Source organism: Flammeovirga agarivorans (assembly GCF_012641475.1).
Lineage (GTDB): Bacteria > Bacteroidota > Bacteroidia > Cytophagales > Flammeovirgaceae > Flammeovirga > Flammeovirga agarivorans.
Map to the genome: position 1 here is coordinate 821638 of NZ_JABAIL010000001.1, position 19681 is coordinate 841318.

At 33.9% G+C, this 19681-nt stretch carries 21 protein-coding genes and 1 pseudogene; 12 read left to right on the plus strand and 10 right to left on the minus strand.

Annotated elements, in window-relative coordinates:
• Position 1: 1 nt before the first annotated feature.
• Together HGP29_RS03455 and HGP29_RS03460 are read left to right on the plus strand one after the other, a co-directional pair.
• On the plus strand, positions 2-208 hold the full coding sequence (locus HGP29_RS03455; protein WP_168880952.1) for a YwbE family protein: 207 nt from the start codon (positions 2-4) through the stop codon (positions 206-208).
• A gap of 85 nt (positions 209-293) precedes the next feature.
• Positions 294-1580 (plus strand): DEAD/DEAH box helicase, encoded by a 1287-nt coding sequence (locus tag HGP29_RS03460; protein ID WP_168880953.1) that lies wholly within the window; start codon positions 294-296, stop codon positions 1578-1580.
• A 299-nt stretch (positions 1581-1879) separates the two neighbouring features.
• Here the strand turns inward: HGP29_RS03460 and hpt are convergent, their stop codons facing one another.
• Complete coding sequence (hpt, locus tag HGP29_RS03465; protein WP_168880954.1) at positions 1880-2425, minus strand: hypoxanthine phosphoribosyltransferase; 546 nt, start codon at positions 2423-2425, stop codon at positions 1880-1882.
• 286 nt (positions 2426-2711) lie between these two features.
• Between hpt and HGP29_RS28720 the strand changes: the two genes are divergently transcribed.
• The 3 genes from HGP29_RS28720 to HGP29_RS03480 are packed head-to-tail and all read left to right on the plus strand — an operon-like array spanning position 2712 to position 4812.
• Positions 2712-3380, plus strand: coding sequence for a hypothetical protein (locus HGP29_RS28720; RefSeq protein WP_211093189.1), 669 nt, complete (start codon positions 2712-2714; stop codon positions 3378-3380).
• Positions 3381-3397: 17 nt separating this feature from the next.
• Entirely contained in the window at positions 3398-4252 is an 855-nt protein-coding gene (locus HGP29_RS03475) for a hypothetical protein (RefSeq protein ID WP_168880955.1), read from the plus strand.
• A gap of 8 nt (positions 4253-4260) precedes the next feature.
• Positions 4261-4812 (plus strand): hypothetical protein, encoded by a 552-nt coding sequence (locus HGP29_RS03480; RefSeq protein ID WP_168880956.1) that lies wholly within the window; start codon positions 4261-4263, stop codon positions 4810-4812.
• Here the strand turns inward: HGP29_RS03480 and HGP29_RS03485 are convergent.
• From HGP29_RS03485 to HGP29_RS03515, 7 genes and pseudogenes are all read right to left on the minus strand, one after another.
• Positions 4809-5696 (minus strand): DUF4249 family protein, encoded by an 888-nt coding sequence (locus HGP29_RS03485; RefSeq protein ID WP_168880957.1) that lies wholly within the window; start codon positions 5694-5696, stop codon positions 4809-4811. The genes HGP29_RS03480 and HGP29_RS03485 overlap by 4 nt on opposite strands.
• An 8-nt stretch (positions 5697-5704) precedes the next feature.
• Positions 5705-8347: a TonB-dependent receptor gene (locus tag HGP29_RS03490; protein WP_168880958.1), complete on the minus strand. Its 2643-nt coding sequence runs from the start codon at positions 8345-8347 to the stop codon at positions 5705-5707.
• A gap of 37 nt (positions 8348-8384) precedes the next feature.
• Positions 8385-9908, minus strand: a complete 1524-nt coding sequence (locus tag HGP29_RS03495) for a helix-turn-helix domain-containing protein (RefSeq protein ID WP_317169933.1) — start codon at positions 9906-9908, stop codon at positions 8385-8387.
• A 347-nt stretch (positions 9909-10255) separates the two neighbouring features.
• Entirely contained in the window at positions 10256-10606 is a 351-nt protein-coding gene (locus tag HGP29_RS03500; RefSeq protein ID WP_168880960.1) for a hypothetical protein, read from the minus strand.
• 83 nt (positions 10607-10689) lie between these two features.
• Positions 10690-10962, minus strand: a pseudogene (gene hisE, locus HGP29_RS03505) (phosphoribosyl-ATP diphosphatase); the annotation flags it as partial.
• Between the two features lie 238 nt (positions 10963-11200).
• Positions 11201-11440: a DUF6952 family protein gene (locus tag HGP29_RS03510; RefSeq protein WP_168880962.1), complete on the minus strand. Its 240-nt coding sequence runs from the start codon at positions 11438-11440 to the stop codon at positions 11201-11203.
• A complete protein-coding gene (locus tag HGP29_RS03515; protein ID WP_168880963.1) occupies positions 11440-11757 on the minus strand; it encodes a thioredoxin family protein in 318 nt (105 codons plus the stop codon). Before HGP29_RS03515 ends, HGP29_RS03510 begins: the two co-directional genes overlap by 1 nt.
• 177 nt (positions 11758-11934) lie before the next feature.
• Between HGP29_RS03515 and HGP29_RS03520 the strand changes: the two genes are divergently transcribed.
• From HGP29_RS03520 to xerD, 3 genes are all read left to right on the plus strand, one after another.
• The gene (locus tag HGP29_RS03520) at positions 11935-12543 is read left to right on the plus strand and encodes a beta/alpha barrel domain-containing protein (protein WP_168880964.1); all 609 of its coding nucleotides are present in this window, start codon (positions 11935-11937) and stop codon (positions 12541-12543) included.
• A gap of 91 nt (positions 12544-12634) precedes the next feature.
• Positions 12635-12940: a hypothetical protein gene (locus tag HGP29_RS03525; protein WP_168880965.1), complete on the plus strand. Its 306-nt coding sequence runs from the start codon at positions 12635-12637 to the stop codon at positions 12938-12940.
• The gene (gene xerD, locus HGP29_RS03530; protein WP_168880966.1) at positions 12940-13845 is read left to right on the plus strand and encodes a site-specific tyrosine recombinase XerD; all 906 of its coding nucleotides are present in this window, start codon (positions 12940-12942) and stop codon (positions 13843-13845) included. Before HGP29_RS03525 ends, xerD begins: the two co-directional genes overlap by 1 nt.
• Before the next feature lie 75 nt (positions 13846-13920).
• On the opposite strand, the gene HGP29_RS03535 is transcribed toward xerD, so the two are convergent.
• A complete protein-coding gene (locus HGP29_RS03535; RefSeq protein WP_168880967.1) occupies positions 13921-14298 on the minus strand; it encodes a DUF1987 domain-containing protein in 378 nt (125 codons plus the stop codon).
• 11 nt (positions 14299-14309) lie between these two features.
• Positions 14310-14858, minus strand: a complete 549-nt coding sequence (locus HGP29_RS03540; RefSeq protein ID WP_211093190.1) for a SiaB family protein kinase — start codon at positions 14856-14858, stop codon at positions 14310-14312.
• Between the two features lie 297 nt (positions 14859-15155).
• Between HGP29_RS03540 and HGP29_RS03545 the strand changes: the two genes are divergently transcribed.
• The 4 genes from HGP29_RS03545 to HGP29_RS03560 all read left to right on the plus strand — a co-directional run bounded on the left by HGP29_RS03545 (position 15156) and on the right by HGP29_RS03560 (position 19637).
• Positions 15156-16256, plus strand: coding sequence for a DUF1573 domain-containing protein (locus HGP29_RS03545; protein ID WP_168880969.1), 1101 nt, complete (start codon positions 15156-15158; stop codon positions 16254-16256).
• Between the two features lie 9 nt (positions 16257-16265).
• Positions 16266-17177, plus strand: a complete 912-nt coding sequence (locus HGP29_RS03550; RefSeq protein WP_168880970.1) for a hypothetical protein — start codon at positions 16266-16268, stop codon at positions 17175-17177.
• Positions 17178-17179: 2 nt separating this feature from the next.
• Entirely contained in the window at positions 17180-17971 is a 792-nt protein-coding gene (gene murI, locus HGP29_RS03555; RefSeq protein WP_168880971.1) for a glutamate racemase, read from the plus strand.
• 115 nt (positions 17972-18086) lie between these two features.
• A complete protein-coding gene (locus tag HGP29_RS03560) occupies positions 18087-19637 on the plus strand; it encodes a M20/M25/M40 family metallo-hydrolase (RefSeq protein ID WP_168880972.1) in 1551 nt (516 codons plus the stop codon).
• The last annotated feature ends 44 nt before the right edge of the window (positions 19638-19681 follow it).

A 19681-nucleotide genomic window follows, 5' to 3' on the forward strand; every position in this document is an offset into this window, starting at 1 on the left:
TATGGACGGTAAGAAAAGAAGTAACATAAAAATCGGAGGTCATGTGATGATCGTTCTAAAGGAAGATCAAAGAACAGGAGACCTTACCGAAGGTTTTGTTGAAAAAATTCTGACAAAATCATCTACTCACCCTCATGGTATTAAAGTTAAACTAGAGACGGGAGAAGTAGGGCGAGTAAAACAGATCCTCGAAGACGGAGAGTTTTAATAATTAATTATGAGTGAAGAAAGAATGGTGTCGATGGATTACTGATCATTATTCTTCACTATTCTAACAAATTCACGATTAAAGAATGAAATTCGAAAATTATAATATATCTGCTTCTCTAAAAAAGAGTATAGCAGAAAATGGATTTAAACGTCCTACAGATATTCAGTTCAAGTCAATACCTCCAATTTTAAAAGGTGAGGATGTATTAGCAATTGCACAGACAGGTACAGGTAAGACCGCTGCGTTTGCAATTCCTGTTATGGAGTCTCTTTTACGAAATAAGCCCAAAGGAAAAAGTAAAAGGGTTATTCGTAGTGTTGTAATGGCTCCGACAAGAGAGTTGGCAGAACAGATTACTGAAGTTTTTACATCAATTGGTAAATACACAAAGCTGAATATCTTATGTATTTATGGTGGAGTAGAACAGGATAATCAAATCAAGAAGTTAGAAGAAGGAGTCGATATTTTAATTGCAACTCCAGGTAGACTCTTTGATTTGAATCACCAAGGTTACATCAAACTAGATCGAGTAGAAGTCTTAGTACTAGATGAAGCCGATCACATGTTGGAGAAAGGTTTTATTAAAGACATCAAAGATGTTATCCGCCTTCTTCCTAAAAAGAGACAAACATTGTTTTTCTCAGCTACTATTGATGAAGCAATTAAAAAACTTGCTTATTCATTAGTTAGAAATGCGATTAGAATACAAATTTCTCCAAAAGATCCTGTTTCCAAGAATGTAAATCACGGTGTCGTTTCAGTTGAAATGGATGACAAAAGATTCTTCTTGGAAAGAATTGTCAAAGAACACCCTGAAGACAAAATTCTTGTATTTGTTAGAACTCAAGTCAGAGCCGAAAGAGTACACAAGGCGATGGCGAGGGTAGATATAAAAACAGTAACAATACACGGAGGTAAAGATCAAAAAGAAAGATTTGAAGCCTTAAAGCTGTATAAATCCGGAGAGGTAAAAGTATTAATTGCTACAGACGTTTCTGCTAGAGGTATTGATATCCCTGGAGTCCAATATGTTATTAATTACGATTTGCCTGATGATCCAGAAAACTATGTGCATAGAGTTGGTCGTACAGGTCGTGGTACTCAAAAAGGTGATGCAATCGCATTTTGTGCGGAGAAGGAAAAAGAACTTCTGGATGCTATCGAGAACTTTACAGGTACCAAAATCGCTGTTTATGAAATGGACAGAGGAGAGTATGCAGGTATCGTAGGGCATTCTGAGGAAACATCTACTGACTGGAAAACAGTGATGCGAGAGATAGAAACAGATCAGAAAAACTATAAGGAAGCGAAAAAGAAAGCAAATAGGAAAAAAGAGAAAAAGAAGAAGGTAAAATCTTCGAAAAAATAAAAATCAAAACACTTAGACTTCGGTTTAGGTGTTTTTTTATCTATAAAAACCGATAATGTTAAATATTAAACATTGTTGTGAATTTTATTATGTTTGAATTAAAACAATTTATTTTAAAGAGGTATATTTGTGTGAAGTTAGATGAATACGCTTAGTAGATAAGTGAAAAAATTAAGAGAGTTAAGTTCATGAAATACCTCTTTGGTACTGCCGGAGAGGTATTTTTGTATAGTATTGAATAAAAAAATCCTCACCATTTATAATATGATGAGGATTTTTATTTATCTGTATACTTCAGATTAAATATCTTTCAGTACTAAAATTTCTGGAATATTTCTACCGTATCCGTCGTAATCCAATCCATAGCCTACAACAAATCTTGGGTCGATTTCAAAACCAACATAATCAACGGTAATAGGTATTTTTAAAGCTTCAGGTTTAAACAATAAAGATACTACTTTAACTGAAGCAGGTTCCATACCTTCTAAGTCTTTGATCAAAGCTTGCATTGTACGACCTGTATCTACAATATCTTCAACAATGATAATGTGTTTGCCTTTTACTTGGTCAGCATTAAAGCCAATCAATTGCTTCACCTTACCAGTACTTTGAGTCCCTTCATAAGAAGCATATTTTACGAATGAGATCTCAAGTGGTGTTTTAATTTCTTTTACAAGATCTGAAGTGAACATAAACGCTCCGTTTAAAACACTTACCAAAAGAACATCTTTTCCTTCGTAATCATTAGTAAGTTGCTGACCTAACTCGCGGTTACGCTCTGCGATTTGCTCTTTGCTGATAAAAGGAACAAACTCTTTGTCTAATACTTTTGTGACTTCAGTCATGATTGAATATATGTATTATATATGAATTCTGTCTAGAATTTTAAAGTGCAAATATACACACTACTCTTTAATATTAATTGTGAGTATTTCTTAAAAGAATAGATTATTCTTATGTTTTGGAAAATTCAACCTTTTAAATCAAATTTATTAGGTGAATAATTAAAGAATAGAAATATTTTTAGGGTGAGAATGTCGATTTTTAGTGTCTTATATTCTCATTTTCAGTATTTTTAATTGAAAGGAAATACCATACTATTGTTTTTTTAACTAAACCCTTAACAAGAAAATGTCAGATCAAGAGAACCAAGGATTCTTCTCTAAGTTTGTTAATAATATTGAGGATTATATCAATAACCTAGTCACTTTAGATATTAAAACAGTGATAGGAGAGTACAGAGTAGAAGGAGAGAAAGATGAAATCATCAAGAAAGAAAATACTGATTTTAAATTGATGAATAGCCAAATTCATCTATTGAAAGGAGATATTACAACACATATTAGCAACGATCTACTACAAGATAAATATGCATGGGTAAGAGATTTCCACGCTCAAAAAGAGCAACATGGCCATCAGATTATCAACGATAATATTAAAGCTATTTTTAGCTTATATGAACTCTATCAAAAAACAAAAGGAGTGGATGTTCCTGAGGTAGATTTCTCAAGACAGAATCCTGCACAAGTATATGGAAATACGGCTGCGGCACAACCGGCTACTTATGCCGAAATTCCAATGCAGTTTGATCCAACAGCCACGGCAGCAGCAGCTCCAGCGATTGAATCTCCTAACTCAATGTATGATTACGATCAACCTGCAGCTATGGATCAAGTGGCAGCAGAGATGCCTGCTGAAGATGTTGAAGCAGAAGCTATTGATTTTGATGCACCAGCAGATGATTTTAATTCTGTTGCATCGGAAGATGAAGATGAGGAGAACAAAGAAGAAAAAGAATAAGCTAAAATTACGTAACAATGGAGCAATCCTTAAAAGCATTAGCCAGTGAGTTATTGACTTTAGAAATCAATACTATTTTTAAAGAAAATACTACAGGAGCTAAGATGCCGGCAAACAAGCGTATTGCATTGTATGATATCATACAGAGGTATAGAAAAACTTTAATTGAATACGGAATTTGTGAAAAAGCAAATGGACAACCACCCTCATTGGATGGCGCAGGTAATCCCAAGTTTCTTTTAAGGTTTGTTGGAGCAGGGGAGTACTCATTTTATGAAGTGAAAAGAGCTGCTGTTCATGGAAAAGCTTATTATGAGAAGCTACAAACTCAGATGCAAACTCCTGAACAACTAGAAGAATTAAAGAACCGAATGCAAATGCTGTATCGTATCGAAAGGCAAAGTGCAGTAATGATGGGACTCTTCAAGGAACAGCGACATAAATTAGATATCGATAACAAGCAGGGAACTACTGGTTATGATGCAGAATTTAATGGGAAAGGATGTAATTCAGATTATGATCTATACCCTTCTCAGAATGGATCTTTTGTTTGGAATAATGATATCTCTTTAGCTGAAATGAATAATGTTGATCCATTGGATCTCACTTCAGAGCAAGTGACTAACATTAGAAAAGCATGGGAGTTAGGTACACAGCAAGTATTATTACAAACTGTTGTTCAAATTGATGGTGATGTAACTTCTTATCTAACACCAAAATTTGTACATCTACCAAAGGATTTTAGAGATATGGTGATGAACTTTCATCAGAGTTCTACCAATGAAGCAACAGCACATTGGAGTTCTTTATTTAAGGTAGTAGCAGACCTAACAGGGAAAGCATTTTCATCGATATTTGGTGGTGGTAAATAATCATAATAATGACTAAAACACCAAAACTAGAAGAACAATTACAGACACTAAAAGCATCTAAGGAAGCTGCGGAATTATTATGGCATTCTTTTGAAGATGGAGGGATGACCATTGAAACACCTTTTACTTTAGGTCATAATTCTTATTCTTTTACGACTGTTATTCAATTGGATGCAGATATTATAAATTACTTCCCGAACCTATGTAATGAAGATTTAAGGCTTTATCAACCTAAGTTATCAAATGTGATGAAAAAACATTGGTACGAAGTTGAATTTGCTTTTTTCAAATTATCCAACAATAAGAAACTGTGGAATTTGTTGTCTGATACAATGGTTGTATTTATTAATGCGATCTCAGTTATTACAATGTTAGATGTTGAGAAACTAGAATCTGTTTTGGTGATGTTGATTCCATTGGCATATGTTTTCTTTAGAAAAAAAATTATTGAGCACATCTCACCACTAATTGTTCGTAGTGCATTTTTTGTCTATAAAAAGTTTAAGCCTTTATTGGATAAAGTGATTAAGAATCAAAAAGCATCCATTATCAACAGCTAATCGATCAAAACAGGTTCGTCTTCTACAAAAACGGAATCTGCGATAGGAATAATTTCAGAATCAGAGACACCTTCTACAGATAAGAAACCAATAGGATTTTCCCCAACGACTGTACTTGCAAAATTAGTTGGTGGATTATCCACTGTTATACTCGTACCAGAAGCCTCAATTAAATTGTTTAATGACACATAGTAGTTGTAAGCACTTTGATCGAGGCTTTTTAGATGTACCTGAATAGTATCTTCTGTGGTGAAAGAGGTATATGGATATTCTACAAATACTTCCTTACCATCAATGCCTTGGTCTGTACTTATCGGTACTCTGGCAGGTGTTAAAAGAATAAACTCACCATTGATTTTTTGTGATACTCTCCAACTATAATAATTATTTTCTTTCTCAGGGTCCAAGAAGTATATCCTTACATAGTAACGATCTTCGCTAGGTTCATATCTGAAGTTTACATCTTGTATAGGAACAACTGTAGGCATTCTCACTTGAGCTTGATAGAGTGTATCTTGTTCAAACTCTGAACCTGGTAAGAAAACATTTAAAGTGTAAAATTGCTTAGGAACTAAAGTGACTTGACTCTGAGGAGTATAAAGTGCTCCGTAATCGAAAGTACCTGAATAGGTAAATGGAAATGTAGTATTGCCAAAATTAGTCGCAAATAATACAACAGAGGCATTTTCAATCGCAGGGAAAGTTGTCGTATCATTAAACCCTAGCGAACGAGAAAGAATAACTCGAGAAATATATTCACTTTCAGATACATTAGCATCAATTACAGTTCTTTGAGGTCCCGATGGTAGGTTAAGTACAATGGGTTCCTCACAACTATAACAAAACGCTATTAGCAGTGAAAAAATGAATACGTATTTTCTCATTAGGTCTATTAAAACTTAAAGTTATAACTAAAGGACGGCAATATACTAAACAAATAGACTTTTACAGTTTCTAATTGCTCAGGATTACTTTTGCTACTTCTAAAAATATAAGAGTAAGTATTTTTACGAGCATACACATTGTAAATAGAGAAATTGAAACTACTCTCATTTTGTTTCTTCCTAGACATCTTACGATAAAAAGTAAGAGAAATATCTAAGTGATGTGTACTTGGAAGTCTTGCTGCGTTTCTTTCGCCATAAATAGGAACCACATATCCATCCTTAATGTATTTACCTTCAGGAGCGGTATAAGGACGGCCAGAGGCATAATTCCAAACGGCCGAGAATTGTATCTGTGGTGATAACTGAAAAGACCCTAAAATATTGAATACATGGCGTTGATCTTGATTGGTAGGGTACCAATTACCATCATTAATCTCATCCACTTTCATAAATGAAAAGCTATAGGTATAAGCCATAGACCCTGTAAACTTTCCTTTTCTTTTTCTAAATAACGTCTCAAAGCCATAACTTTTACCGATACCTCCCACCACATCATTTTCTATTTGGTCGGTAACTAAATATCTGCCGTTGGGATGAAACTCTAATATGTCTTTTGAATCTTTATAATATGCATCAAAAGAAAAATCGAAAACACCATCTTTTAACTTACTTAAGTAACCAATACTGTATTGATCATTAATAAGTGGTTTGATAAGTTTATTTGATGGGATCCAAACCCCAGCATTATTTGGTAAAGAGGATAAGGATAACTCTTGAGCATATTGAGCCATTCTATCATATGCAATCCTCAAAGAATGTTTTGGAGTGATAGCCACACTCATGGACGCTCTAGGACTGAAGTTGTGGTAGCTATTATCAATATTAAAACCAGAATAAAAGACAGTGTCAACAACCGTATTAAGTGTTCCGGTTGATGTAAATGGAGTTAATTCATAAATATACTGTCTTCTGTTTCGGATATTATCAAATCTGGAATACCTACCTCCAATACCTAGTTTTACTTTTTCATCAATATTCCATTCTATGTCAAAATAAGCAGCACTTTCAATTGCTGAAATATCTTGAGCATCTGTTGGAGTAACAATACTTTCAGGGGCATAAGGTGCAATGTCTCCTTGATTATAAAGATGATAGATACTCTCAAGACCTGTTTTAAATGTGACATAGGGGGTGAAATAGTGCTCTAGATTATATTTCAATCCTATATCATCCAAAGTATAAGAAGTGATATAACTCGTTTCTGGTACAGTATTAATAATGTTGGATACACTATAATGGGTGTACCATAAAGTCATATTACTATATGTCTTAGGAGATAATAATGAGTTCCAAGTAATGTTGGCGGTATTATTACCCCACTCACTTGCAGAAACATCTTGAAAGGATAGCTTATCTCTACTAAAATAACCAGAAGTGGTAATCGTATTTTTACTATTAATTTGATACTTCACTTTAGCACTCAAATCATAGAAAACGATTGTATTTACACCATTTTCAGAATTAAGTTGAAATAGATCGGTATAAGGTCTTCTTCCTGAAATGATAAAAGATGCTTTGTCTTTTTTGATAGGACCTTCTATCGTTGCATTGGCAGAAATAGTTCCGATTCCACCAGATACATTAAATTTCTGGTTGTTACCCTCCCTTAAGTGAACATCAATAACAGAAGAACCTCTACCACCATATTGGGCAGGGATACCACTTTTATAGGTTGTCACATTTTTTAATGAATTGGTATTGAAGATGGAGTAAAAACCTAAACTGTGAGTTGCATTGTAAATAGGCACATTGTCAATTAAGAATAAATTCTGATCTGTTCCTCCTCCTCTAACAGATAGTTCACTACTTCCTTCATTCGCACTCTTAAATCCAGGCATTAGTTGCAGTGATTTGATAACATCACCTTCCCCCAAAATCATCGGTAATTCTTTGGTGGCTTCTGGCGTAACATTAGTGATATTACTTAGTTGGAGAATACCCTCATAAATTTCAGAGTTACGAGAAATGACTAAAACTTCTCTCAATTTGGTCTCCATGATATTGAGTTGAACATTCAGCTTTACAGCCTGTTCGACCTTTACTAAAGTATCATATTCAAAGAACCCAAGTGATTTTACTTTAATACGATAAGAACCTATAGGGACAGAGAGGGAGTAAAAACCATCAAAGTTTGTCACTGTACCAATGTTTAAGTCCTCAACAATTACTGTAGCTCCAATAATTGTCTCTTTGGTTCCTTTTTCTCTTACCACTCCATTAATGGGATATTTGGTCAAACGACGTCCTTCTGGTGAATCTAAAGGGATACGATGTACTGAAATAACAATATCATTTCCTTCAATTCGATAACCCAAAAATCTTCCATCAAACATTAAGTTTAAGATGTCTGATAGTTTCGCCTGTTTACGTTGGAATGTGATTTTTTTTACCAATGGGATATTGTCATCACTATAGATGAAATTCACTCCACATTGATCGGTGATTTTTTGAATAGCTTCTGGGTAGGTGACTTCAAAAAAATTGAACTCATATACCTGATCTCCCTTATTTTGAGCATAAGTTGCCTTTGCTCCTAAAAAAACGAAGCATAAAATGAGGAAGAAATATTTAACAGTATATGAGCTCAAGTATGTTAGACGTATTGTAATAGCTTATGTTAGCATACTAAGATACAACACCTTTTCCTAATATTGCTTCTAAAGCAGTAATTCTTTCTTTTTCTTTTCTGTGTTTTTTGAGTACCAAAGCATCAGAGGCTCTAACTGAACAATCTACAGATGGACAACGCTCACAAGTTTCGTTAACGAACTCCATACGTACTTTCTCAGATTGCCATATGTTGGTCTTTTCTCTGAACTTATCATTCATTAAAAAGCCAATGGTAATACTTGTATCGATAGACTCATCCACTAATGGTAATGCTCTTGCTACACTAATACAAAAATACTCTTTTCCTGAAGTAATGTATTTCGAGATTTGAGCATCACAAATGTATTTGTCATGCTTTCCTTCCGCTCTGTTTTTCTCTAAATCTTCAAAGATTTTTAAAGAGACCCAACGTCTACAGTAGTGTTCAGATAGTACTGTACCATGCGGGCTATGTAAACCATCTAAATGAAGCTCTTTTGTTAAAGAGTATACATTGCTTCCAGGTTTGTGATCTAATCTTAAGAAGAAAATTTTACTTAAACCAAAGTGTTTTGGAAGGATACTCATCATTCTATATAAGAATGTCTCAGGAGAAGTGTTGTGCTTAAGAATCAGCTCAATGAAATTATCAAAAGAGAAAGTACTACCTTCTAAAATCTTTTGGATATCTGCAATGATCCTCTCTTCTGGAACTAGAAGTGCTCCAGCAAAATACGTTGCCATGTAATCATTGAATAGCATATCAAATGATTTGACTTGCATCCAAGAATAGGTTTTAGAACGGTCTGCTAACCCTAAAATATGGAAAGCAGCTTCTCTAGCATAAATAAAAGTTCTTCTTCTTTGGTTTAATTTTTTATTAAGAAGGAGAGTTTTAGAGTGATCAGTATCTGATTTCAGAATTGATCGAAAAGTATCTAAAGCTGGATGTTCACTAATAGAGTTGTGATCCAAGTGATAACCACAAACTTGCTTTAAGTACTGTTCTAATTGTTCTTCAAGTGGTTCTCCATCTTTAATAAACTCTGCTCTAAACTCTTTTGCAGATTTTTCAATGTCTTCAAAATAATTATCGTGAATTTCCTGATATGACCTTAATACAGAGAAATAAAAGTTTTCTACTGTAAGGTTATAATTTCTAGAAATTTCAACAATTGTATTAATAAAAGCTGAAAGTTTAGATGGAGCATCAGACATTAACTCTAAGAGGTTTCTTGGCTCTAAACCAAAAACATCTAGAGGTAATTCCTGAAGAATATTTGAATTAAGAAGCTTGGAGATCGCACCTAATTTCTTAGAGATCTTTAAAGAAACAAGTTCATCGTATGAAACTCCTAATGCAGCAGCAAGAGCTGTGATTTTATTTCTTTTTGGGTATTTCTTTCCCTTCTCGATTTCATTGATGTATGAAACCGACATCTCCGCTCTTTTTGCTAACTCCGATAATGATAATTTTTGTTCTTGTCTATGCATACGGACTTTCAATCCGAATATAAGACGTATATTTTCCTCTAAAATCACAGGCAATGGATTTATCACACTTGGTTGAATGTTGACTGCATTTCGCAATCATGAATTAAATTTACATCAATTCATTTTTTGTACCCGCTTTATACAGATAATTTCTGCAAAATTAGGACGATTTTTATAAAAAATATAGCATTTTGCGAAAATTCGCTTTCATTTACTGTTTCGTTTACTTAATTTTGTGTCATAGATTAGCGACTTAATTATGACATAGCGATATGTCATTAAAAATAGTTCTACTTGCTAAAAGATACGCTAATAATCAGATATATAATTTTTCGTTTTCAAAAAAAGGCTACCTTTTCAAAAGGTAGCCTTTTTTCTATATATTACTTTCGTAAAGTTTTGTAAATCAAAGCTTATGAAGCAAAGAAGACAAAAAGGCCACTAATAAAGACTAATAAACCTGCTGCTGCTACGGTCGCTGTACCATAAGCAACTAAGTCTTTTGCTAAATTACCTTTAGAAGGCAAAGAAGATACTCCATAATGTCGAGTAGAAAATGCTAGCCTTACTCTACGCTTTTTTTCTAAAGACCATGAAACCATTTGTGGACTCATTTCAATTACCAAATCAAAGTCATCCCTTAGTTCAGCATCAGACATCAATTGACGTAGGAATTTCTGACTTTCTAAGTGGGAAAGTTTACCATCGAAAAAGTTTTCAATGAGTTCAATGTTTTGGAAAGAAATGGATTCTAGGGTTTTCATGATGGTTACGTAGACAGTAGTGCTAATTTATTGATTCTAATCGATACAATATAAGATAACAAAAAGCTACAGAACAATCTAATTTATTTGTGACGTTCTTCTAAAATCTTAGTAACGTCTTCTAAACTGTAACCTTTAGCTCTTAATAGTACAATATAATGATACATTAAATCTGCTGCTTCATTTAAGAATAAGTCTTCATTATCATCTTTAGCCTCAATCACTAATTCTACCGCTTCTTCTCCTACTTTTTGAGCTACTTTATTAATTCCTTTGGCAAATAAGCTGCTCGTGTAAGACGATTCCGAAGGATTATCGAATCTTTCCTTAATTGTTTGTTCTAGTGATTCTAGAAATTTAATAGACATTGTATTGTAATTTCGATTAATAATAATACTTGGGAATAAAGGTAATTGTTTCTATTCAAGTATGATATTTTTTGAACAAATAATTAATAATCTCGAAGGAAATACCACCTTAAATTAAAGTTTTGATAAAAGAGAATAAAAAAAGGCCCAACCTTATTAAAGATTGAGCCTTTTCGCTAGAAGTGATTAAATTTCTACAAACTAAAAAATAAATCACTAAAGATTGCTATGAAATAGAACCTCTCACCATTGAAGTGTAAGCTCTTAAAGCAACTTTAAAGTCTTCACCAGCATCTACTTTTTCTTTTATCCAGATTGCCGCAAATGCATGAGTAAGTTGTTCCCCTTCATCATCACCACCAATCTCAATAGTGGGTTGTTGTTCTTCAGCTAAAGCCTCTTCGGCAGCTTGAAGCTCTTCCAATGAGTAGGTTTCTACTAATTTTTTTATAACTGGTATTTTCATTATTTCAATTTTTCGATAAGTTCTACAACAGCATCTTCTTTAGACATTGGACCTCCTTCAACTAATTTACCATCTTTGAAAATGGCAAAAAATGGAAGGTTATTAACTCCTGCTAATGCTCTTGCTTCAGGACTTTCTTCAGCGTTTACATCAAGAAAAGCAATACCCTCAAAACGTTCATCACCTGAAAGTCTTTTAAATTTTGGTTTGAATAAACGACAGCTGCCACACCATCCTGCGAAATATTTTACTACAACTTTATCATTTTGAGATAATAACTCTTGGAAATTGCTATCATTTGCATCGATAACTGCCATGTTGATTCTTATTTTAAAGGGGTGATTAAAAAACTCTTAATATAAGGTAGTTGTACGTATAAACTTGAATATTGATTTCCTCCTTTCAATCTATTTTACAACCTTTGCAAAAATAATTATTATTAAACAAAATTGGGGTATTTTCTAAGGATACTTACAACGTAATTATAAAATTTTATGGGACTGAAAACACGCGTATTTGTTTCAGATGTAGATAATTTGGGAGACGGTAGATATTGTGCAGGAATGGGAGTGGAAATGATTGGTTTTCCTATCGAAGAGAGTCACCCACGCTATGTTTCAGCAGATAAATACAAAGAGATCGCAAGTTGGTTGGCAGGAATTAAATTTGCAGGTGAGGTATACTCTTCAGCAGATGTAGACTTTGCTGCTTATGATGCTATCGAAACCATCGTTACTGACAACCCCGCTTTAGTTGATGACCTTTCTAACAGAGGAAAAACTTTAATGTACAAGATTGAAGTGACTTCTTTGGAAGAAACAGAACAACAAATGTCGATGTTGGAGCAAAAAGTAGATTTATTCCTATTAGAGTTTTCTGCTGATTTAACGGCACAGGATTATGCATCTATTCGTCAGTTAACAGAAGAATATAAAGTGATTATCGCTGGTGGCTTTAATGAAAATACTGTAAATGATCTATTGGATGAGGCGAAACCAGAAGGTATAGCTTTAAAAGGTGGTTCTGAGGTTGCTGTAGGTGTAAATACCTTTGATGGCCTAGTAGAAGTTTTAGAAGCTATTGAAACGGACGAGTGGGCTTAGTACTCTCGTTTGCATAAAGAAATAGATTACCAAAAATATTTATAGGGTGTTTTGAAAAAAACATCCTATTTTTATGTCTAAACAGTAGACTATGTATTTAGAAGCTTGGAATAAATTACGGGAACGTTTTGAAATTGAAGAACCTGACTTCAAAGCCGATTCATTTGGAGAAACAGCAGATAAATTATCAGAATATTTTGAACACCTATTACGTACTGACTCTTCAAGATTGATGAACGGTTTGTATAGAATTGATGTTCGAGAAGATCTCGTAAAAGAGGCTTTTGAACAAGGTAGTTTAACTGATATTGCAGATGCTTTGGCTCGTTTGGCTTTAAGAAGAGAATGGGAAAAGCAAAAAATGAGAGAACGTTGGTCTAATATGGACGATATTTAATGGATTGGAATACTTCAATAAAAGACTACTCTCTTTACTTGAGATTGGAAAGAGGAATGTCTGATAATACTCTGGAAGCATATATTCGGGATGTAAGGAAATTAAAAGATTTTCTATTACTGATAGAATCTACAGAGAAGCCTAATACTTTAACAAGAGATGACATCATGCAATTTATGATGTACTTGAATAAAGAGTTCTTCTTGGCTACATCTTCTCAAGCTCGCATATTGTCTTCACTGAAATCATTTTTTTTATATCTCAACGAAACAGATCAGACCGAAAACAATCCAGTCGAACTGATAGAGGCTCCTCGTTTACCTAAAAAACTGCCAGATACTCTTGAAGTAGAAGAAATAGATAACTTAATAGCAGCAATTAACCACACTACTTATGAAGGGAGGAGAAACCATGCTATTATTGAAGTACTATATGGATGCGGACTAAGAGTTTCAGAATTAATCAACCTTACACTAGACTGCCTTTATTTTGAAGAAGGTTTTATTAAAGTTGTAGGCAAAGGAGATAAAGAACGATTTGTACCAATTGGTGAAGAAGCAATACATCAAGTGGACTTATACCTCCAAAACGATAGACATACTAAAACGCCAAAGAAAGGTTCAGAAAGTATACTCTTTCTCAATAGAAGAGGAGCTAAGCTTACTAGAGTTATGATTTTTACTATAGTGAAAAGGTTGGCAGAAGAAATCCAGTTGGGTAAAAATATTAGCCCTCATACATTTAGACATTCATTTGCCTCACATATGGTAGAGGGTGGAGCAGATCTTAGGGCTGTTCAAGAAATGCTAGGACATGAATCAATTACAACCACTGAGATCTATACGCACCTTAATAAAGATTACCTCCAACAAGTGGTGACAGAGTTTCATCCAAGAGTAAATTAGCAATAAAAAAAGGTTGCTTGAATTGTATATCATGCAACCTTGAATTTTTTTAGTAGTCCTACTAATATTAATCCCTTAATATGGAAGTAAATTAAATGAAAGCTCAACGTCATCAGCGTATTCTTCACCGCTTTCTAACATATCTACATCATTTTCTTCGTAATACCAATTGACAGTAACTTTACCTTCTTTGTCATTTTGGTAATCTTCTAACATTGTTAATATTTCAAGGAAACGTCTAGAAGATGAAGTATTGAAATAAGACATCTTAAAGTTTAATGTAATTTCCTTTCCTGGAGCTTCTAGGTAGTCTTCTAACCATGAGAAGATAGGGCCAAAAAACTCAGTAGTATACTCATGATACGATTCGCCTTCCAATTCTAAAACGCCTGTCTGAGCATTGAAATCAATTCTTGGAATATATGTGGATCCGTCAATATGGAAGTTTTCCATGCTATTTGATTTTAAAGTTCTTTATTAACTTTTACTGACAATATAAAAAATGACCTGGTCTCGTCGTAGTCTTTTATGTTTATTTCAATCGGGTTTCCGGACTTACGAACCATGTCTATAAAACCTAAGTTTGCACCAGGTTTCCCTTCTCGTTGTGGAGCTTTGCGTTGTTCTCTGTAAAATTGTTTCAATTTATCGGGAGACAACCCATTAATATAGTTTGCCCTTTCTATTAAAGGAGGAACTTCTGTTTTAATAATACAGTTACCTGATGTGATGATATAATGATCATCATCTTCAGCTATAGCTACAATTCCCACGCCAATATCTCTTCCATCCTTTTCAGAGTATTGTTTTTCTGCAGAATAATGGTGAATATTTTGAGCCATTTCAATAACAATGGCGAAAAGACGTTTAGCAATTACCCTACTTTCTGGAGTGTTCCTTAAACTCTTACCTATCAAAGCAAGTACGTCCTGAGAAAAAATACCTTGGAATGCCAAGGAGATTTTTCTAGCAGACAGTTGTTGCTTGAAAGTCTTAACACTAAAATGTTCCATATATGCCATAATTCTTCCGGCCTTAATGCTTAGTTCGTTTAAAAAATCTCTTTAACTAAAATCAGATAGCTAAAAAATTAGATAAAGTCTTGATTCTGTTATTGGACTGTAGTCCAATTATACTATTTTTTAATGAAAGTTTAATAACTATTCAAAACTTTAGTTACAACTTTTTTGCCACTTATTCAATAAACGCTAAAAAATGATTGTCAGTATATAAATGATCTTTTTATTTTTGTGTTTTAGCGAAGAAGTAGCTTAGTTAGATATATATAATTCAAGTAAATATAAGATAAGATGAAAGCAAAATTTAGTTCGGTACTGCTTTTAGTATTTTCAATTTTCTTTGGAATGTCCAATTCTTACGGACAAGGAAAGATTCAATTTGAAAAAACAGTGCATGACTTTGGGGATATCAATGAAGAAGATGGAGATGCAAAAGTAATCTTTGATTTTACAAATAATGGAAACAAACCTCTAAAATTAACTAGTGTAAAAGCAAGTTGTGGTTGTACTACTCCTAATTGGTCAACAGACCCGGTAGCCGCTGGTGGTAAGGGGTTTATAGAAGTAAGTTACTCTACAAAAAATAGACCTGGTACATTTAATAAAACGATTTCAGTAAGAACAGACGGTCAACCACAAGTATTGCTGTTAACGATAAAAGGAAATGTAATTCCAAGACCAAAAGGGCCTAAAGATTGGTACCCTATGGAAATTGGAAATGTTCGATTCAAGACAACTCACTTAGTATTTACAAATATCAAAAATACTGACAAAGATACGTTGAGTACAGTATTATATAATGAAGGGAAATCAGAAATCGCCATCAATTATAAGGATGCAAAGACACCGGACTATGTTAAAGTTTGGGGTTCTAAGGATAAATTAGCTTCCGAAGATACTGCAACGTTATATATAAGTTATGATGCAGCTTTGAAAGGGGATTATGGTTATTTATTTGAATATTTTCAATTACCAACATCAGATATTAAGCAACCCAAAAAGAGAATCAATATTAGTGCTCATGTCAAAGAAGACTTTAGTAATGTCTCAAAAGATCAATCGACTTGGCCAAAAGTAGAGTTCAATACTAAAAAACATGAGTTTGGTGAAATGAAAGCATTGGATAAAAAATCTACTGCATTCAAAATTACAAATAAAGGAGGCAATGAGTTAATCATAAGAAAAGTAAAAGCTTCTTGTGGATGTACAGCGACAAAACCTCAAAAAACACAATTGGCTCCGGGAGAAAGTACTACACTTGATGTTACTTTTACTGCCGGTAATTACAATAGAAAAGTAACAAAGTCGATCACAGTGATCACAAACGATCCTGATCATCCTGAAACTACGCTTCAAATTGAAGCAGATGTAAAAACAGCCGAAGAAAACTAAAAATAAACGATGACTAATAAACTAAAGGTCTTAATTGGAGTCAATATCATATTGGTGTCAGCCATAGTATTCTCTGTTTTTTCCGTTTTCCCTTTGCAAAGTAACGATGTAAAGGGAAAGCCCTTTTTCAACTTAGCGGACCTATCTCAAGTCAATCAATTTGACATTAATGGCCAGTCTATTGTTCGTTTAGAAGATGGTAGGTGGGTAATGAATGGTAAGGTAGATGTCTCACCTATGTTTGTTGGACGTGTTTTTCAAGCAATGCAACAAACACAAATCATCGAGAACAAGAAAAGTATGCCAACGGACGGAAAAGATATTACTGTGTATGTCGCATCTACTCCGGTATTTACAGGGACCATTGCTTCCGAAGGGGATGTAATGGCATATGGAAATAGAAATGGTGAAATCTTTAGTATTGAAATGCCAGGTCAGTTCTTAAACCTAGAAGAATTGTTTGATGCCAATGAAAAAGATTGGAGAGATAAAACAGTTTTTAGAACTTCTTGGAGAACATTGAAGAATTTTGAACTTACATATAATAGAAATCCAGAAAATGATGTTAATATAACATTCAAAGATCCTTTTTATTCTGTTCAAAATGTAAAAGCTTTAGATTCTGCTGCTGTTTATCAATTCGTAACTTCCTTACCAAGAGTTCAGGTAGATCAGTATGAGGTAAGAAATAGCTTCATAGAAGATACAGTTAAAAAGTATCGACCATTTTGTGAAATCATCATGGAAGATTTAGTCGCAGACTACAATGCAGAGGTATTTATTTATCCTTTTGATAATAAAGTATTTGCTTACTTCCCTAATTCTAATGAAGTAGGAACACTAAATACTAAAGTTGTACAAGACCTATTGGTATCTTGGCATTTCTTTGATGCTAATGACCCTAGAAAAAAAAATAGATAATAATGATAGGATTGTTTGATTCTGGTTACGGAGGGCTTTCAGTTTTTAGAGTACTAAAGGAAACTCTTCCTGATACTCCTTTGATCTATTATGCAGATCATGAGCATTGTCCATATGGTCAGAAATCAAAAGAATATTTGATCAATCGAGCGGAGAAAATCACAGAAGTTTTAATTGAACAGGGAGCTGAAATTATTGTAGTAGCTTGTAATACAGCAACAGCGGCAGCAATTGATCATTTAAGAAACAACTACGATATTCCGTTTGTGGGAATGGAGCCTGCTATAAAACCTGCAGCATTATCTTCAATAACTAAAGCAGTTGGTGTTTTAGCCACTGAAGGTACTTTCTCTGGAAAACTATTTAATGAGACAAAAGAGAAATATGCAAAGGATATAAAAGTGGTTATCCAGCCTGGTACAGGTCTAGTAGAATTAGTGGAGGCGCATAAAATGCATACTTACAAATCTTGGCAAGTACTTTACCCTCTATTAAAGAAAATGAAGGAAGAGAATGTAGATCAAATAGTTTTGGGATGTACACATTATCCATTTCTATTTGAAGATATACAGAAACTAGCAGGAGAACATGTTACATTAATTGACCCAGCACCAGCCGTAGCTAAACAGGTAGTAAGAATTAAAGAAACCATTCTTGATTTCCCAGAAAAAGGGAAAGCCCAGTTTTATCAGTTTATTACCTCTCATGCCGATGTTAAAAACTTTAGAGCATCAGTACTAAAACTAGTTGACGTAAATGACGATAACACCCTATTTGCTTACGATTGGTCTTAATGAAGATCACATACATTATTATTAACGTACAACAATTCCCATTCTGTCCCAAAATCGCGAATTTTAGAGCATAACATTCATCATAAATATTGAAACTACTACCATTAAATCAATCATGAAAAAATCATTAATCACTGTATTTTTACTCAGTACCTTAAATGTATTTGCACAAACACCAAAAGATGAAGGACTAAAAGCGATTGAGGAATCAACCATTAATTCTACTTTAACATACCTCGCGTCTGATTGGATGGAAGGAAGAGAGGCAGGAAGGCCGGGAGCTTACAGAGCTGCGGAATATATTGCTTCTATGTATGAGTTTATGGGATTAGAACCTGCAGGTGACACAGTGAATGGAAAACCTACTTATTTTCAATCTTTTGATGTATTGGAATATAAAGCCGCAGAAAAGCAACACCTTTCTATCGCAACAGAAAATTGTCAGGAATTTACTTTTGCCTATCATACAGACTTTGAGGTGAAAGCTGCTCCATCTTCTGTAAAAGGAAAAGGAAGGCTAGTTTTTGTTGGGTATGGATTAGAAGTGGATTCTTTAAACTATTCTGACTTTTATAAGAAAAATTATGAAGGTAAGGTTTGGGTACGATTAAAAGGAGCCCCAAAAAATGGTAAAGTAGGGAATGCTTTCAAGGATGAACCAGCAAAGCAAGTGCATAAATTGAAAGAAAAACTTGCTGAAAAGTATGGTGCATTAGCGATTATTGAAATTGATCCTTTTGGAGACTTGCCAAAAACATCTAGTAATTATCCGTTTAGAGATAATAGAAAATATTACGAAGGAGATCAACCGTTATCATCTTTTTATGATACAAGATTATATAGTCCAGTATCTGAAGCTAGCAAGATAGCACCAGTATTTATGGGTGGTGAATATATCACTGCGGCTTTGTTGAATATTAGTAGTGTAAATCAATACATCAAATCCTTAGAAAATAAAAAAATCTACTCACCACAACTAAAAGCTGTATCAGCTGAGTTTAAATCCAATGCTGTGGTAGAACGTAAAAGAGTAAGGAATGTTTTAGCACAAGTAACAGGTAGTATGTCTGATAGTATTGTGATGATTGGAGCACATTATGATCATTTAGGTAAAAGAGAAGGATATGTATGGAATGGTGCAGATGATAATGCTTCTGGAGTAGCCGCAGTATTAGGTATTGCAAAAGCAGTAAAGGCTACAGGTGTACAACCTAAGAAAACCATTTTATTTGCTTCTTGGACGGCAGAAGAGAAAGGATTACATGGTTCATTAAACTTCTTAAGAAACTATGTGAAAACTCAAGATATAAATATGTACCTCAACTTCGATATGATTGGTAGAAGAGGAGATTGGCATAGTAAGGATAATCAAGTAAGTTTTATCTATAATGCGGAGAACCCTGAAACATGGGAAATCAGTCAATCAAATATTGAGAAATATAGCCTTAACTTAGAGATGTTCGATGGTAAAACAAAGAGAGGTGAAGCCGGAGGATCTGATAATGTGAACTTTGATAATTTTGGAATTCCGTACTTCTGGTTCCATACTGGAGGACATGAGGATTACCACCAAGTTTCAGATCATTCGGAAAAAATAATGATGGATAAAGCAACTGAAATCACAAAATTAAGTTATTTGAGCATTTGGGATATTGCTAATGAGTAACCCATACATGTAAATAATAAATAAAGGCACAAAGATGGTTTAGT

Bases quoted from the DNA above. Each gene is read 5' to 3' on its own strand.
- HGP29_RS03550 (WP_168880970.1), top strand. From the start codon at position 16,266: ATGACTAATAAACTAAAGGTCTTAATTGGAGTCAATATCATATTGGTG.
- HGP29_RS03510 (WP_168880962.1), bottom strand. From the start codon at position 11,440: ATGAAAATACCAGTTATAAAAAAATTAGTAGAAACCTACTCATTGGAA.
- hpt (WP_168880954.1), bottom strand. From the start codon at position 2,425: ATGACTGAAGTCACAAAAGTATTAGACAAAGAGTTTGTTCCTTTTATC.
- HGP29_RS03485 (WP_168880957.1), bottom strand. From the start codon at position 5,696: ATGAGAAAATACGTATTCATTTTTTCACTGCTAATAGCGTTTTGTTAT.
- HGP29_RS03455 (WP_168880952.1), top strand. From the start codon at position 2: ATGGACGGTAAGAAAAGAAGTAACATAAAAATCGGAGGTCATGTGATG.
- HGP29_RS03480 (WP_168880956.1), top strand. From the start codon at position 4,261: ATGACTAAAACACCAAAACTAGAAGAACAATTACAGACACTAAAAGCA.
- HGP29_RS03540 (WP_211093190.1), bottom strand. From the start codon at position 14,858: ATGGAACATTTTAGTGTTAAGACTTTCAAGCAACAACTGTCTGCTAGA.
- HGP29_RS03515 (WP_168880963.1), bottom strand. From the start codon at position 11,757: ATGGCAGTTATCGATGCAAATGATAGCAATTTCCAAGAGTTATTATCT.
- HGP29_RS03525 (WP_168880965.1), top strand. From the start codon at position 12,635: ATGTATTTAGAAGCTTGGAATAAATTACGGGAACGTTTTGAAATTGAA.
- murI (WP_168880971.1), top strand. From the start codon at position 17,180: ATGATAGGATTGTTTGATTCTGGTTACGGAGGGCTTTCAGTTTTTAGA.
- HGP29_RS28720 (WP_211093189.1), top strand. From the start codon at position 2,712: ATGTCAGATCAAGAGAACCAAGGATTCTTCTCTAAGTTTGTTAATAAT.
- HGP29_RS03460 (WP_168880953.1), top strand. From the start codon at position 294: ATGAAATTCGAAAATTATAATATATCTGCTTCTCTAAAAAAGAGTATA.
- HGP29_RS03545 (WP_168880969.1), top strand. From the start codon at position 15,156: ATGAAAGCAAAATTTAGTTCGGTACTGCTTTTAGTATTTTCAATTTTC.
- HGP29_RS03560 (WP_168880972.1), top strand. From the start codon at position 18,087: ATGAAAAAATCATTAATCACTGTATTTTTACTCAGTACCTTAAATGTA.
- HGP29_RS03500 (WP_168880960.1), bottom strand. From the start codon at position 10,606: ATGAAAACCCTAGAATCCATTTCTTTCCAAAACATTGAACTCATTGAA.
- HGP29_RS03535 (WP_168880967.1), bottom strand. From the start codon at position 14,298: ATGGAAAACTTCCATATTGACGGATCCACATATATTCCAAGAATTGAT.
- xerD (WP_168880966.1), top strand. From the start codon at position 12,940: ATGGATTGGAATACTTCAATAAAAGACTACTCTCTTTACTTGAGATTG.
- HGP29_RS03520 (WP_168880964.1), top strand. From the start codon at position 11,935: ATGGGACTGAAAACACGCGTATTTGTTTCAGATGTAGATAATTTGGGA.
- HGP29_RS03475 (WP_168880955.1), top strand. From the start codon at position 3,398: ATGGAGCAATCCTTAAAAGCATTAGCCAGTGAGTTATTGACTTTAGAA.